Origin of the sequence: Streptomyces viridifaciens (assembly GCF_001888885.2) — a bacterium.
In the GTDB taxonomy this organism is placed as follows: domain Bacteria; phylum Actinomycetota; class Actinomycetes; order Streptomycetales; family Streptomycetaceae; genus Kitasatospora; species Kitasatospora aureofaciens.
In genome coordinates, this window is sequence record NZ_CP090841.1 from 4504841 (window position 1) to 4516857 (window position 12017).

General features: G+C 72.6%; 11 protein-coding genes. 2 read left to right on the top strand and 9 right to left on the bottom strand.

Features of this window, described 5'->3' with window-relative positions; translation table 11 throughout:
- Positions 1-64: 64 nt before the first annotated feature.
- The 3 genes from BOQ63_RS27295 to BOQ63_RS27305 all read right to left on the bottom strand — a co-directional run bounded on the left by BOQ63_RS27295 (position 65) and on the right by BOQ63_RS27305 (position 3352).
- Positions 65-1783, bottom strand: a complete 1719-nt coding sequence (locus BOQ63_RS27295; RefSeq protein WP_072655119.1) for a phospho-sugar mutase — start codon at positions 1781-1783, stop codon at positions 65-67.
- Between the two features lie 160 nt (positions 1784-1943).
- Positions 1944-2765 carry a purine-nucleoside phosphorylase gene (locus tag BOQ63_RS27300; protein ID WP_030281003.1) on the bottom strand — a complete coding sequence of 274 codons (822 nt, stop codon included), beginning with the start codon at positions 2763-2765 and terminating at the stop codon, positions 1944-1946.
- A gap of 149 nt (positions 2766-2914) precedes the next feature.
- On the bottom strand, positions 2915-3352 hold the full coding sequence (locus BOQ63_RS27305; RefSeq protein ID WP_030281005.1) for a gamma-glutamylcyclotransferase family protein: 438 nt from the start codon (positions 3350-3352) through the stop codon (positions 2915-2917).
- A 98-nt stretch (positions 3353-3450) separates the two neighbouring features.
- Here BOQ63_RS27305 and BOQ63_RS27310 point away from each other — a divergent pair, with 98 nt between their 5' ends.
- Positions 3451-4965 (top strand): NAD(P)H-quinone dehydrogenase, encoded by a 1515-nt coding sequence (locus BOQ63_RS27310; RefSeq protein WP_030281007.1) that lies wholly within the window; start codon positions 3451-3453, stop codon positions 4963-4965.
- 199 nt (positions 4966-5164) lie between these two features.
- The gene (locus BOQ63_RS27315) at positions 5165-6157 is read left to right on the top strand and encodes a DeoR/GlpR family DNA-binding transcription regulator (RefSeq protein ID WP_072655120.1); all 993 of its coding nucleotides are present in this window, start codon (positions 5165-5167) and stop codon (positions 6155-6157) included.
- Between the two features lie 102 nt (positions 6158-6259).
- Here BOQ63_RS27315 and BOQ63_RS27320 read toward each other — a convergent pair whose 3' ends face one another.
- From BOQ63_RS27320 to BOQ63_RS27345, 6 genes are all read right to left on the bottom strand, one after another.
- A complete protein-coding gene (locus tag BOQ63_RS27320) occupies positions 6260-8035 on the bottom strand; it encodes an acetyl/propionyl/methylcrotonyl-CoA carboxylase subunit alpha (RefSeq protein WP_030281012.1) in 1776 nt (591 codons plus the stop codon).
- Between the two features lie 235 nt (positions 8036-8270).
- Complete coding sequence (locus tag BOQ63_RS27325; protein ID WP_030281015.1) at positions 8271-9023, bottom strand: hypothetical protein; 753 nt, start codon at positions 9021-9023, stop codon at positions 8271-8273.
- A 121-nt stretch (positions 9024-9144) separates the two neighbouring features.
- A complete protein-coding gene (locus tag BOQ63_RS27330; protein WP_030281017.1) occupies positions 9145-9744 on the bottom strand; it encodes a nucleoside triphosphate pyrophosphatase in 600 nt (199 codons plus the stop codon).
- Positions 9745-9791: 47 nt separating this feature from the next.
- A complete protein-coding gene (gene mmpB, locus BOQ63_RS27335; RefSeq protein ID WP_167344906.1) occupies positions 9792-9932 on the bottom strand; it encodes a morphogenic membrane protein MmpB in 141 nt (46 codons plus the stop codon).
- A 154-nt stretch (positions 9933-10086) separates the two neighbouring features.
- Positions 10087-10308, bottom strand: coding sequence for an acyl-CoA carboxylase epsilon subunit (locus tag BOQ63_RS27340; protein ID WP_072655121.1), 222 nt, complete (start codon positions 10306-10308; stop codon positions 10087-10089).
- Between the two features lie 29 nt (positions 10309-10337).
- The gene (locus BOQ63_RS27345) at positions 10338-11948 is read right to left on the bottom strand and encodes an acyl-CoA carboxylase subunit beta (RefSeq protein WP_454130029.1); all 1611 of its coding nucleotides are present in this window, start codon (positions 11946-11948) and stop codon (positions 10338-10340) included.
- Positions 11949-12017 lie beyond the last annotated feature (69 nt).

Sequence of the window (12017 nt, forward strand, 5' to 3'; positions counted from 1 at the left end):
CCGGACGCGTGAGCCCGGGTGCGTGGAAGGGCCCGGAACGGGTGGGCCCTTCCACGCCGGAAGGTCAGATGCCCGCGGCCTCGGCGAGGTCGCGCTTGACCGCCGCCAGCAGCTCGGCGGCGCGCTCGCGGGCGGCGCCCAGGTCGGCGGCGGTGGCGACCGGGAGGACGACCTCCAGGTAGCACTTGAGCTTGGGCTCGGTGCCGGACGGGCGGACCACGATCCGGGCCGAGCGGACCGGGTCGCCGGCCAGGTAGTAGCGCAGCCCGTCGGTGGGCGGCAGGTCGTCGGAGCCGGCCGACAGGTCGTCGGCGCGGGTGACGGTCAGGCCGGCCAGGACGGTCGGCGGCTGCTCGCGCAGGCGGCGCATGGCGTCGGCGATCAGCGAGAGGTCCCGCACCCGGACGGACAGCTGGTCGGTGGCGTGCAGGCCGTGCTCCAGCGCGAGGTCGTCCAGCAGGTCGCTCAGGGTGCGGCCGGACTTCTTGAGGGTCGCGGCGAGCTCGGCGACGAGCAGGGCGGCGGTGATGCCGTCCTTGTCCCGGACGCCCTGGGGGTCGACGCAGTAGCCGAGCGCCTCCTCGTAGCCGTAGCGCAGGCCCTCGGCGCGGGCGATCCACTTGAAGCCGGTCAGCGTCTCGGCGTACGCCAGGCCCGCGGCCTCGGCGATCCGGCCGAGCAGGGTGGCGGAGACGATGGTGGTGGCGAAGGTGCCCTCGGCCTTCTTGGCGACCAGCGCGGAGCCGAGCAGCGCGCCGACCTCGTCGCCGCGCAGCATCCGCCAGCCGGCCGAGCCGTTGCCGCTGCCCCCCGCGTTGCCGCCGGTCGGGACGGCCACTGCGCAGCGGTCGGCGTCCGGGTCGTTGGCGATCACGATGTCCGGGCCGACCGCGGCGGCGGTGTGGAAGGCGAGGTCCATCGCCCCCGGCTCCTCCGGGTTGGGGAATGCCACAGTCGGGAAGTCCGGGTCGGGCTCGGCCTGCTCGGCGACCACGGTCGGCGCCGGGAAGCCGGCCCGGCGGAAGGCGGCGACCAGGGTGTCGCGGCCGACGCCGTGCATCGGGGTGTAGACCACGTCCAGCTCGCGCGGGCTGTGCTCGTCGACGATGGAGACGGCCCGGGTCAGGTAGGCCTCGACGACGTCCTCGCCGAGCACCTCCCAGCCCTCCTCGGCGCGCGGGACGTCGTTCAGCGAGCCGATCGCGTCGATGTGGGCGGCGATCCCGGCGTCGGCGGGCGGGACGATCTGCGAGCCGTCGCCCAGGTAGACCTTGTAGCCGTTGTCCTGCGGCGGGTTGTGGCTGGCGGTGACGGTCACCCCGGCGGCCGCGCCCAGGTGGCGGATCGCGAAGGCGAGCACCGGGGTCGGCAGCGGGCGCGGCAGCAGCGCGGCGCGCAGGCCCGCCCCGACCACCACGGCGGCGGTGTCGCGGGCGAAGTCGTACGACTTGTGCCGGGCGTCGTAGCCGATCACGACCAGGTCGCCGAGGCCCTGCTCCTTCACGTACGCGACCAGCCCGGCGGCGGCCCGGATCACCACGGCGCGGTTCATCCGCATCGGGCCGGCGCCGAGTTCGCCGCGCAGGCCGGCGGTGCCGAACTGGAGGCGGTCGGAGAAGCGCTCGGCGAGCTCGGACCAGGCGAGGGTGCAGTCCTCCTCGGCCTCCGGGCCCTCGGCCCGGGCCAGCAGGGCGGTCAGTTCCTCACGGGTCTGCGGGTCGGGGTCCTCGGCCAGCCAGGTACGGGCCCGGGCGAGGAGGTCGGTGGTGGGTGCCTGCGTCATTTGCCTGCTCCATCGGAAAGTGCGTCGGGGTGTCGGCCGGAGGGTTCCGCGCAAAGGGAAGAAGAGGTGTGCACATGCGGACGGGGCCCGCGGGATGGCGTGATCAGCGGATCACGCCGCCCGTGGGCCCCGTCACTCATGATTCTGCGCCCGGCAGGCGTCAGATCCGCTCCAGGACCTTCGCCAGCAGCTCGCCCATGCGTTCGGCGGAGGCCTTGCCGGCCTCCAGGACCTCTTCGTGGTTGAGCGGCTCGCCGGTCATGCCGGCGGCCAGGTTGGTGACCAGGGAGATGCCGAGCACCTCGGAGCCGGCCTCGCGGGCGGCGATGGCCTCCAGGGTGGTGGACATGCCGACCAGCTCGCCGCCGATCACCCGGGCCATGTTGACCTCGGCCGGGGTCTCGTAGTGCGGGCCGCGGAACTGGACGTAGACGGCCTCGTCCAGGCTCGGGTCGACCTCGCGGCACAGCGCGCGCAGGCGCTTGGAGTACAGGTCGGTGAGGTCGACGAAGTTGGCGCCGACGATCGGGGAGTCCGCGGTCAGGTTGATGTGGTCGCTGATCAGGACGGGCTGGCCCGGGGTCCAGCCCTGGCGCAGACCACCGCAGCCGTTGGTCAGGACGATGACGCCGCAGCCGGCCGCGGCGGCGGTGCGCACGCCGTGGACGACGGTGGCCACGCCGTGGCCCTCGTAGTAGTGGTTGCGGCCGAGGAAGATCAGGGCGCGCTTGTCGCCGATCTTCACCGAGCGGATCTTGCCGGCGTGGCCGGCCACGGCGGGGGCGGGGAAGCCCGGGAGGTCGGTGACCGGGAACTCGGCCACGGTCTCACCCAGGGCGTCGGCGGCCGGCACCCAGCCGGAGCCCATCACCAGGGCGACGTCGTGCCGCTCGGCACCGGTCAGCTCGCGCAGGCGCTCGGCGGCGGCCTGGGCGGCGGCGTAGGGGTCGGCGGAGACGACCGACTGAGGAGAAGCGTTCACGGGAACGAGGATAGACGGGTTTCGGCTACGCGCGTAGAAGATCTGCGTACGGCATGCCGGATCGTTACCGGGTTGTCCCGAAGGCACAGCTCGGCGGCGCTCTTCGGGTGGCCGGTTCTGTCGATACGCACAGGAAGGAGGGCTTGCGCTCAGCAGGGTCGGCGGCGCAGGTCCAGCACGTAGTCGTCCGGGGCGCCGGCGCTCTCGGCGGCGTCGGCGATCAGGCCGAGGTAGCGGGCCGCGGGCAGACCGCCCTCGTAGTCGTTGAGCACGTACGTCCAGACCGGGATGTCGCCGTCCAGGGTCTGCGCGCGCAGCCTGATCTTGCGGTAGATGCCGAGCTGGACGCCCTCCCAGCGGTCCAGGCCCTCCTCGTCCATCGGCGCGATGTCGTAGAGGGAGACGAAGACCCGGTCCTTCTCGTCCTCGACGACGGTGGCCAGCGAGCCCTCCCAGCCGAGCTGCTCGCCGCCGAAGGTGAGCCGCCAGCCGTCCAGCCACCCCGTGCCGCGGAGCGGGGAGTGCGGGGCCCGGCGGGTCATCTGCCGGGCATCGAGGTTGGTGGCATACGCGGCGTAAAGGGACATGGGTGCAGCGTAGCCCGGTCGGAGGACGCGGCGGGGGCCAGTGGACGAAGCCACCGAGCGCGGACCCCGTTGTGGCGCCGCTCCCGGTGTGCGGGACAATGGGGTACGTGACTCGGATCGTGATCATCGGTGGCGGACCCGGCGGCTACGAGGCGGCGCTGGTGGCCGCTCAGCTCGGCGCGGAGGTGACCGTCGTCGACCGCGACGGTCTGGGCGGATCGGCGGTGCTCACGGACTGCGTGCCGTCGAAGACCCTGATCGCGACCGCGGAGGTGATGACCACCTTCGACAGCTCGTACGAGGAGCTGGGCATCACGGTCGACCAGGACGGCGCCGGGGACCGCGAGAGCAAGGTCATCGGCGTGGACCTGGGCAAGGTCAACCGCCGTGTGAAGCGCCTGGCGATCGCGCAGTCCCACGACATCACCCAGTCCGTCACCCGCGCCGGGGTCACCGTGCTGCGCGGCCGCGGGCGGCTCGGGGCCGGCGGGCAGGCCGTGGACGGCTCCCGGGAGGTGCTGGTGGACGCCCCCGACGGTGCCGTGCACTCGCTGCGCGCCGACGCGGTGCTGATCGCCACCGGCGCCCACCCGCGCGAGCTGCCGGACGCCCAGCCGGACGGCGAGCGGATCCTGACCTGGACCCAGGTGTACGACCTGGAGGAGCTGCCGCGCGAGCTGATCGTGGTCGGCTCCGGCGTCACCGGTGCCGAGTTCGCCGGCGCGTACCAGGCGCTCGGCTCCAAGGTCACCCTGGTGTCCAGCCGTGACCGGGTGCTGCCCGGTGAGGACCCGGACGCCGCCGAGGTGCTGGAGGACGTCTTCCGCCGCCGCGGCATGAACGTGATGGGCCGTTCGCGGGCCGAAACGGTCAAGAGGATTTCGGCACGGGCAGAAGGCACACAGGGACCCTCCTCGCCGGAGGCGGGCGAGGAGGGATGGATCGGCGACCGGGTCGAGGTCACCCTCTCCGACGGCACGGTGATCGAGGGCACCCACTGCCTGATGGCGGTCGGTTCGATCCCCAACACCGCGGACATGGGCCTGGAGGAGGCCGGGGTCAAGCTCAACGACTGGGGCCAGATCCAGGTCGACCGGGTCTCCCGCACCAGCGCCCCGGGCGTCTACGCGGCCGGCGACTGCACCGGCGTCTTCATGCTCGCCTCGGTGGCGGCCATGCAGGGCCGGATCGCGATGTACCACGCGCTCGGTGACGCGGTGCAGCCGCTGAACCTGAAGACCGTGGCCTCCAACGTCTTCACCGACCCGGAGATCGCCACCGTCGGTTACACCGCGGCCGACGTGGAGTGCGGCAAGATGGACGCCGTCGTGGTCAAGCTGCCGCTGCGCGGCAACCCGCGGGCGAAGATGCAGGGCATCCGGGACGGCTTCGTGAAGCTGTTCTGCCGTCCGGGCACCGGCATCGTGGTCGGCGGCGTGGTCGTCGCCCCGCGGGCCAGCGAGCTGATCCACCCGATCGCGCTGGCGGTGGACGCCAATCTGACGGTCGAACAGGTGGCCAGCGCCTTCACCGTCTACCCGTCGGTCTCCGGCTCGACCGCCGAGGCCGCCCGGCAGCTGCACATCCGCAAGCGGTCCGCCGGCGAATCCTGAGCCCGGAGCGCACAGTTGGGGCGGCCGCCGATCGGTGGCCGCCCTTCGCGCAGGCATGATCATCACCCGGACGGCGGGCGCGGTTCCGGGTGGTCGGCGGCGCGTATTGTACGGTCACGCGCCGCTCTTGCGTGAGCAATTCCCGCTACCAGCTGCAAACGCCTGAAAGCAGACGGTCACGCAGGTTACCGTCGGTTCTGTGTTTGCAGCAGAACGTCGCCAATTGATCCTCGAAATGGTGCGCGCCAACGGAGCCGTCTCGCTCCGGGAGTTGGCCCGCGTCGTCCAGACCTCCGAAGTGACCGTGCGCCGCGACGTACGGGCGCTGGAGGCAGAAGGGCTCCTCGACCGCCGGCACGGCGGCGCGGTGCTCCCCGGCGGCTTCAGCCGCGAACCCGGCTACCCGCAGAAGACCCATCTGTCCGCGGCGGAGAAGAGCGCCATCGCGGACCTCGCCGCCGGACTGGTGGAGGAGGGCGACGCGGTGGTGGTAGGCGCCGGCACCACCACCCAGGAACTGGCCCGCCGGCTGGCCCGGGTGCCCGGGCTGACCGTGGTCACCAACTCGCTGCTGGTCGCCCAGGCGCTGGCGCACGCCAACCGGGTCGAGGTGGTGATGACCGGCGGTACCCTGCGCGGCTCCAACTACGCCCTGGTGGGCAGCGGTGCCGAGCAGTCGCTGCAGGGGCTGCGGGTCACCAAGGCCTTCATCTCCGGCAGCGGGCTGACCGCCGAGCGCGGGCTGTCGACCGCGAACATGCTGTCCGCGAGCGTGGACCGGGCAATGGTGCTGGCGGCCGCCGAGGTCATCGTCCTCGCCGACCACACCAAGCTCGGCGCGGCCGGCATGTTCCAGACGGTCGCCACCGAGACCATCACCCGGCTGGTCACCGACGAGCAGGCCACCGCGGACGACGCCACCGCCCGCGAGCTGGACGCGCTCGCCGACTGCGGGGTGCAGATCGACCTCGCCCCGCTCGGCGTCGCCTCCGGCGGCGACGCCCCGGTGCACGGCACCGGCAGCGGCCCGGTGCACCAGACCCAGCCCGGTCCGGTGGGCCGTCGGCCCGTCCCGCCGCCCGGTGGTGCCCCGCTGCCCGGCCAGCGCCGTCCCGGTACCCACGGCGGGCCGGTGGGCCCGGGCGGGATGCCGGTCCGGCTGGCCGAGATGGGCCTGCCGCGCGGGCGTTGAGCCCGGAAACCCGAACGGTCCGTACTCCTTCGAAGGGAGTACGGACCGTTCGAGAATTGACGGACGCGGTGTCAGGACCTGATCCGCGTCGGCCCGATCGGGTCAGTCCTTGATCTCGCAGAGCGCGGCGCCGCTGCTGACGCTCCCGCCCACCTCGGCCTTGAGGCCGACGACGGTGCCCGCCTTGTGGGCGTTCAGCGGCTGCTCCATCTTCATCGCCTCCAGGACCACGATCAGCTCGCCCTCGGCGACGACCTGGCCCTCCTCGACGGCGACCTTGACGATGGTGCCCTGCATCGGCGAGGCCAGGGTGTCACCGCTGAGGGCCGAACCGGCCTTCTTGGCGCCCACCCGGCGCTTGGCCTTGGCCGCACCCGTCGCACCGGCCGCGGGGGCCGTGGAGACGCCCAGCGAGGACGGCAGCGAGACCTCGATCCGCTTGCCGCCGACCTCGACGACCACGGTCTCCCGGGTCTCGGCCTCCTCGGCCTCGCCGGCCCCGCCGACGAACGCCGGGATGGTGTTGTCGAACTCGGTCTCGATCCAGCGGGTGTAGATCTTGAACGGTCCGTCGCTGCCGTGCACCTCGGGCGCGAACGCCGGGTCGGTGACGACCGCCTGGTGGAACGGGATGGCGGTGGCCATGCCCTCGACCTTGAACTCGTTCAGCGCGCGCCTGGCCCGCTCCAGGGCCTGCTTGCGGTCGCGGCCGGAGACGATCAGCTTGGCCAGCAGCGAGTCCCAGGCCGGGCCGATGACCGAGCCGCTCTCCACGCCGGAGTCCAGGCGCACGCCCGGGCCGGACGGCGGGGCGAACAGCGTCACCGTGCCGGGGGCGGGCAGGAAGTTGCGGCCCGGGTCCTCGCCGTTGATGCGGAACTCGAAGGAGTGGCCGCGCACCTCGGGGTCGCCGTAGCCGAGCTCCTCGCCGTCGGCGATCCGGAACATCTCGCGGACCAGGTCGATCCCGGTGACCTCCTCGGTGACCGGGTGCTCCACCTGCAGGCGGGTGTTGACCTCCAGGAAGGAGATCGTGCCGTCCAGCGCGACCAGGAACTCGCAGGTCCCGGCGCCCTCGTAGCCGGCCTCCTTGAGGATGGCCTTGGAGGCGCGGTACAGCTCGGCGTTCTGCGCCTCGGTCAGGAACGGCGCGGGCGCCTCCTCGACCAGCTTCTGGTGGCGGCGCTGCAGCGAGCAGTCACGGGTGGAGACGACCACCACGTTGCCGTGCTTGTCCGCGAGGCACTGGGTCTCCACGTGCCGCGGGTTGTCCAGGTAGCGCTCGACGAAGCACTCGCCGCGGCCGAAGGCGGCGACCGCCTCGCGCACCGCGGAGTCGTACAGCTCCGGGATCTCCTCCAGGGTGCGGGCGACCTTGAGGCCGCGGCCGCCGCCGCCGAAGGCCGCCTTGATGGCGACCGGCAGGCCGTGCTCCCGGGCGAACGCGACGACCTCGTCGGCACCCGAGACCGGGTCCGGGGTGCCGGCCACCAGCGGGGCGCCGGCGCGCTGGGCTACGTGACGGGCGGTGACCTTGTCGCCGAGGTCCCGGATGGCCTGCGGCGGCGGGCCGATCCAGGTCAGGCCCGCGTCGATGACGGCCTGGGCGAATTCGGCGTTCTCCGACAGGAACCCGTAGCCGGGGTGGACGGCGTCGGCGCCGGAGTCCTCGGCGGCCTTGAGGACCTTGGCGATGTCCAGGTAACTGGTGCCGGGGGTGTCACCGCCCAGCGCGTAAGCCTCGTCGGCCGCGCGGACGTGCAGCGCATCCCGGTCCGGCTCGGCGTAGACGGCGACGCTGGTGATACCGGCGTCCGAGCAGGCCCGGGCGACGCGGACGGCGATTTCCCCGCGGTTGGCGATGAGCACCTTGCGCACTGTGGCTCCCTTCTTGAACCTCGTTGAGTTTATGGATTCCTGGGCAGTACCGGCGAGTAGCCCCAGGTTGTGAACTATCCCACACGCTCGGTGATGAGAAATCGGGCCCCGATCACGGTCCGTCGACGACTGCGCAGGTCGCGGCCGGTGCGGTGCGGCCGAGGCGGTCGACGGTCGGTGACCGTCCGGCGGCGTGGCGGGACGGTGTCATGGAACACACCTTCCCGCAGCCCGCTTAAGCCGCGGTCGAGGCGGCCGCGGGGCGCCGCATCGCCTCGGCGGTCACGTCGGCGGCGAGCTCCACCACGTCCGGCCCGTACGCTTTCGGGTTGACGATCCGCAGGACGAGGGCGAAGGTGCCGGTCCCGCCGTACTGCCGGGCGAGTCGACGGTGGTTGGCGACCAGGAAGCGCACGGCGGCGTGATTGGAGACCGCGGTCTGCCCGGACACCAGGAAGGCGGGCCGGCCGTCGGGCGACGGGTGCAGCCGGGCGAGCAGGGCGAAGGCCTGGCCACCGGAGGGCGCGGACCCGGGCTCGTACCGGTACTCCTCGCCGCCCACCGCGAGCGACAGCTCCGGGGCGCTACCGCCCACATCCGTGAAGGTCACCCCGGGCAGCCAGGAGGCCAGGTGCGCCGCCGTCCGGTCGTTGCTGGACGGGCCGCCGAGGCAGAACTCGGCCCTGTGGCCCAGGCCCTGGCGGACGTCCTCGTGGCCGACCAGGTCGGCCTGGGCCCCGCACTCCTTGATCAGCGCGGCCAGCTCCATGAGGGCGAACACATCGTTGCGCGAGACGCTCTTGCCACTGGTCGAGGCGGTGTGCCGGTTCACCACCAGCAGGCACTCGCCCCCGGGCGGCATGCCGAAGAACGCTCGGACCCGCTCCAGCCGCCGTCTCCGCCGCAGGGCCTGCGCGAGCCAGCCGAGGCCGGCGCTGATGGCGCTGGCCACCAGGCCCAGCACCACGTTGAGCACGCTGTCGGTCATCGCCGCGTTCCCTCCCCGCTCGAAACGCTCGTCAGCTTAGAGGGCCAACGGGCGGGTGCGGCAGGTTGATTGGTCCACGGATCGGGCCGGGAGCGGGTCGCGCGGTCCCGGGGAACGCGGCTCAGGTCCACAGATCGGTGATGCGCAGGTCCAGCTCGGCGAGCAGGCGGCGCAGCAGCGGCAGGGACAGGCCGATGACGTTGCCCGGGTCGCCGTCGATGCCGTCGACGAAGGGCGCCGAGCGGCCGTCCAGGGTGAACGCCCCGGCCACGTGCAGCGGCTCACCGGAGGCGACGTAGGCGGCCACCTCCTCGTCGTCGGGGGTGCCGAAGCGGACGGTGGTGGAGGCGGTCGCCGAGGCCTGCTTCCCGGTCGCGGTGTCGATCACGCAGTGGCCGGTGCGCAGCACCCCGTCGCGGCCGCGCATGGACTGCCAGCGGGCCAGCGCCTCGGCGGCGTCGGCGGGCTTGCCGAGGGCCCGGCCGTCCAGCTCCAGGACGGAGTCGCAGCCGATCACCAGCTCGCCGTCGGTCAGCCCGGCGGCGACGGCCTTCGCCTTGGCCTCGGCCAGGACGAGGGCGAGCTCTCCGGGGGTGGCGGCACTGATCGCGTCCTCGTCGACGCCGCTGACCACCACGCGGGGGTCGAGCCCCGCCTGGCGCAGCAGCCCGAGGCGGGCGGGGGAGGCGGAGGCGAGGACGAGGGCGCGCTGGTCGGTCATGCCCACCAGGGTAGGGGGTGCCCCATCCGCCGTTCGGGTGAAACGGCTCAGATGAAGAACCGGGAGATCATGATCAGCACGGAGCCCACCAGCACGATGGCGGCGAGCACCTTGCCGGCCCGCTGCATCCGCTGCTGCATGCGACGGGCCTCGGGCGAGGGCCCGTCCTCGGGGTCTGACCAGAGCACCCGTCCAGAGTGCGGTGCGGGCGGGCCCGGACGCCTGAGTATCCGTACTCAGGTTTCGGGCAGAACAGGCGGCGGGACGGGGGCGTGGAGCGGCCCGGAGTGGGAAGCCGGACGGGCCGGCTTCCCACTCCGGGCCGGAGCGGCTCCTGGCCGGCTAGTGCGCCCAGCCGGACGTCCGCCAGGCGTTGACGCCCGGGCGGACGGCGGGGCGGAGCAGGCGGGAGCGGTCGTTCCAGGGGGAGGCCGGGCCGGCGCCGGCCAGGCGCGCCGCCTCGGCGGCGGCCTGCGCGGCGGCGGCCCGGGCCTGGACCACCGCCAGGACGGTGGCGAGCTCCTCGGGGGTCGGCTGCCCGTGCAGCACGTGGATCGGGGACATGGCTGGTTCTCTCCCGAGAGGGATGGTGCCTACAGGGGGATGTTGCCGTGCTTCTTGGGCGGCAGCACCTCGCGCTTGCCGCGCAGCGCCCGCAGGCCCCGGACGATGTGCCGACGGGTCTCGCTCGGGGCGATCACCGCGTCGACGTAGCCGCGCTCGGCGGCCAGGTACGGGTTGAGCAGGGTGTCCTCGTACGAGGCGATCAGCTCGGCCCGCTTCTCGTCGGCGGTGCCGGCCGCCTCGGCCTCGGCGATCTCCCGGCGGTGCAGGATGTTGACCGCGCCCTGCGCGCCCATCACCGCGATCTGGGCGGTCGGCCAGGCCAGGTTGAGGTCGGCGCCCAGGTGCTTGGAGCCCATGACGTCGTACGCGCCGCCGAAGGCCTTGCGGGTGATCACGGTGATCAGCGGGACGGTGGCCTCGGCGTAGGCGTAGATCAGCTTGGCGCCGCGGCGGATGATGCCGTTCCACTCCTGCTCGGTGCCGGGCAGGAAGCCGGGCACGTCGACGAAGGTCAGCACCGGGATGTTGAAGGAGTCGCAGGTGCGGATGAAGCGCGCGGCCTTCTCGCTGGCGTTGATGTCCAGGCAGCCGGCCAGGTCCATCGGCTGGTTGCCGACGATGCCCACCGACTGGCCCTCGACCCGGCCGAAGCCGGTGATGATGTTGCCCGCGAACAGCGGCTGGGTCTCCAGGAACTCGCCGTCGTCGAGGACGTGCTCGATCACCTTGTGCATGTCGTACGGCTGGTTCGCCGAGTCCGGCACGATGACGTCGAGTTCGAGGTCCTCGTCGGTGACGGTGAGGTCGGCCTGCTCGGGGTAGGACGGCGGGTCGCTCAGGTTGTTGGACGGCAGGTACGAGAGCAGGCTCTTGACGTACTCGACCGCCTCCTTCTCGTCCGTCGCCAGGTAGTGGGCGTTGCCGGACTTGGTGTTGTGGGTCCGGGCGCCGCCCAGCTCCTCCATGCCGACGTCCTCGCCGGTCACGGTTTTGATCACGTCCGGTCCGGTGATGAACATGTGCGAGGTCCGGTCGGCCATCACCACGAAGTCGGTGATCGCGGGGGAGTAGACCGCGCCGCCCGCGCAGGGGCCCATGATCAGCGAGATCTGCGGGATGACGCCCGAGGCGTGCACGTTGCGGCGGAAGATCTCGCCGTACAGGCCGAGCGAGACCACGCCCTCCTGGATACGGGCGCCGCCGGAGTCGTTGATGCCGATGACCGGGCAGCCGGTCTTCAGCGCGAAGTCCATCACCTTGACGATCTTCTCGCCGAAGACCTCGCCGAGCGAGCCGCCGAAGACGGTGAAGTCCTGGGCGAAGACCGCGACCTGACGGCCGTCGACGGTGCCGTAGCCGGTCACCACGCCGTCGCCGTAGGGCCGGTTCCTCTCCTGGCCGAAGTTGGTCGAGCGGTGCCGGGCGAACTCGTCGAACTCGACGAAGGAGTCCTCGTCCAGCAGCTCGACGACCCGCTCACGGGCGGTCAGCTTGCCCTTGGCGTGCTGCTTCTCCACGGCCTTGGCGGAGCCGGAGTGCACCGCCTCGTCCAGCCTGCGCCGCAGGTCGGCGAGCTTGCCGGCGGTGGTGTGGGGGTCGTACGGCGCCTCGGTCATCCGGTGGCTCTCCCTGATCATCGGCCGCGACCTGTTCGAGTGCGCGCGGGCCGGAGACGGGGCCCGCGCAGGAGGGCAGGGCGGCGCTGC

Coding starts and splice junctions, on each gene's coding strand:
- BOQ63_RS27295 (WP_072655119.1), bottom strand. CDS start 1,783: ATGACGCAGGCACCCACCACCGACCTCCTCGCCCGGGCCCGTACCTGG.
- BOQ63_RS27305 (WP_030281005.1), bottom strand. CDS start 3,352: ATGTCCCTTTACGCCGCGTATGCCACCAACCTCGATGCCCGGCAGATG.
- BOQ63_RS27310 (WP_030281007.1), top strand. CDS start 3,451: ATGGGGTACGTGACTCGGATCGTGATCATCGGTGGCGGACCCGGCGGC.
- BOQ63_RS27325 (WP_030281015.1), bottom strand. CDS start 9,023: ATGACCGACAGCGTGCTCAACGTGGTGCTGGGCCTGGTGGCCAGCGCC.
- BOQ63_RS27330 (WP_030281017.1), bottom strand. CDS start 9,744: ATGACCGACCAGCGCGCCCTCGTCCTCGCCTCCGCCTCCCCCGCCCGC.
- BOQ63_RS27340 (WP_072655121.1), bottom strand. CDS start 10,308: ATGTCCCCGATCCACGTGCTGCACGGGCAGCCGACCCCCGAGGAGCTC.
- BOQ63_RS27345 (WP_454130029.1), bottom strand. CDS start 11,948: ATGATCAGGGAGAGCCACCGGATGACCGAGGCGCCGTACGACCCCCAC.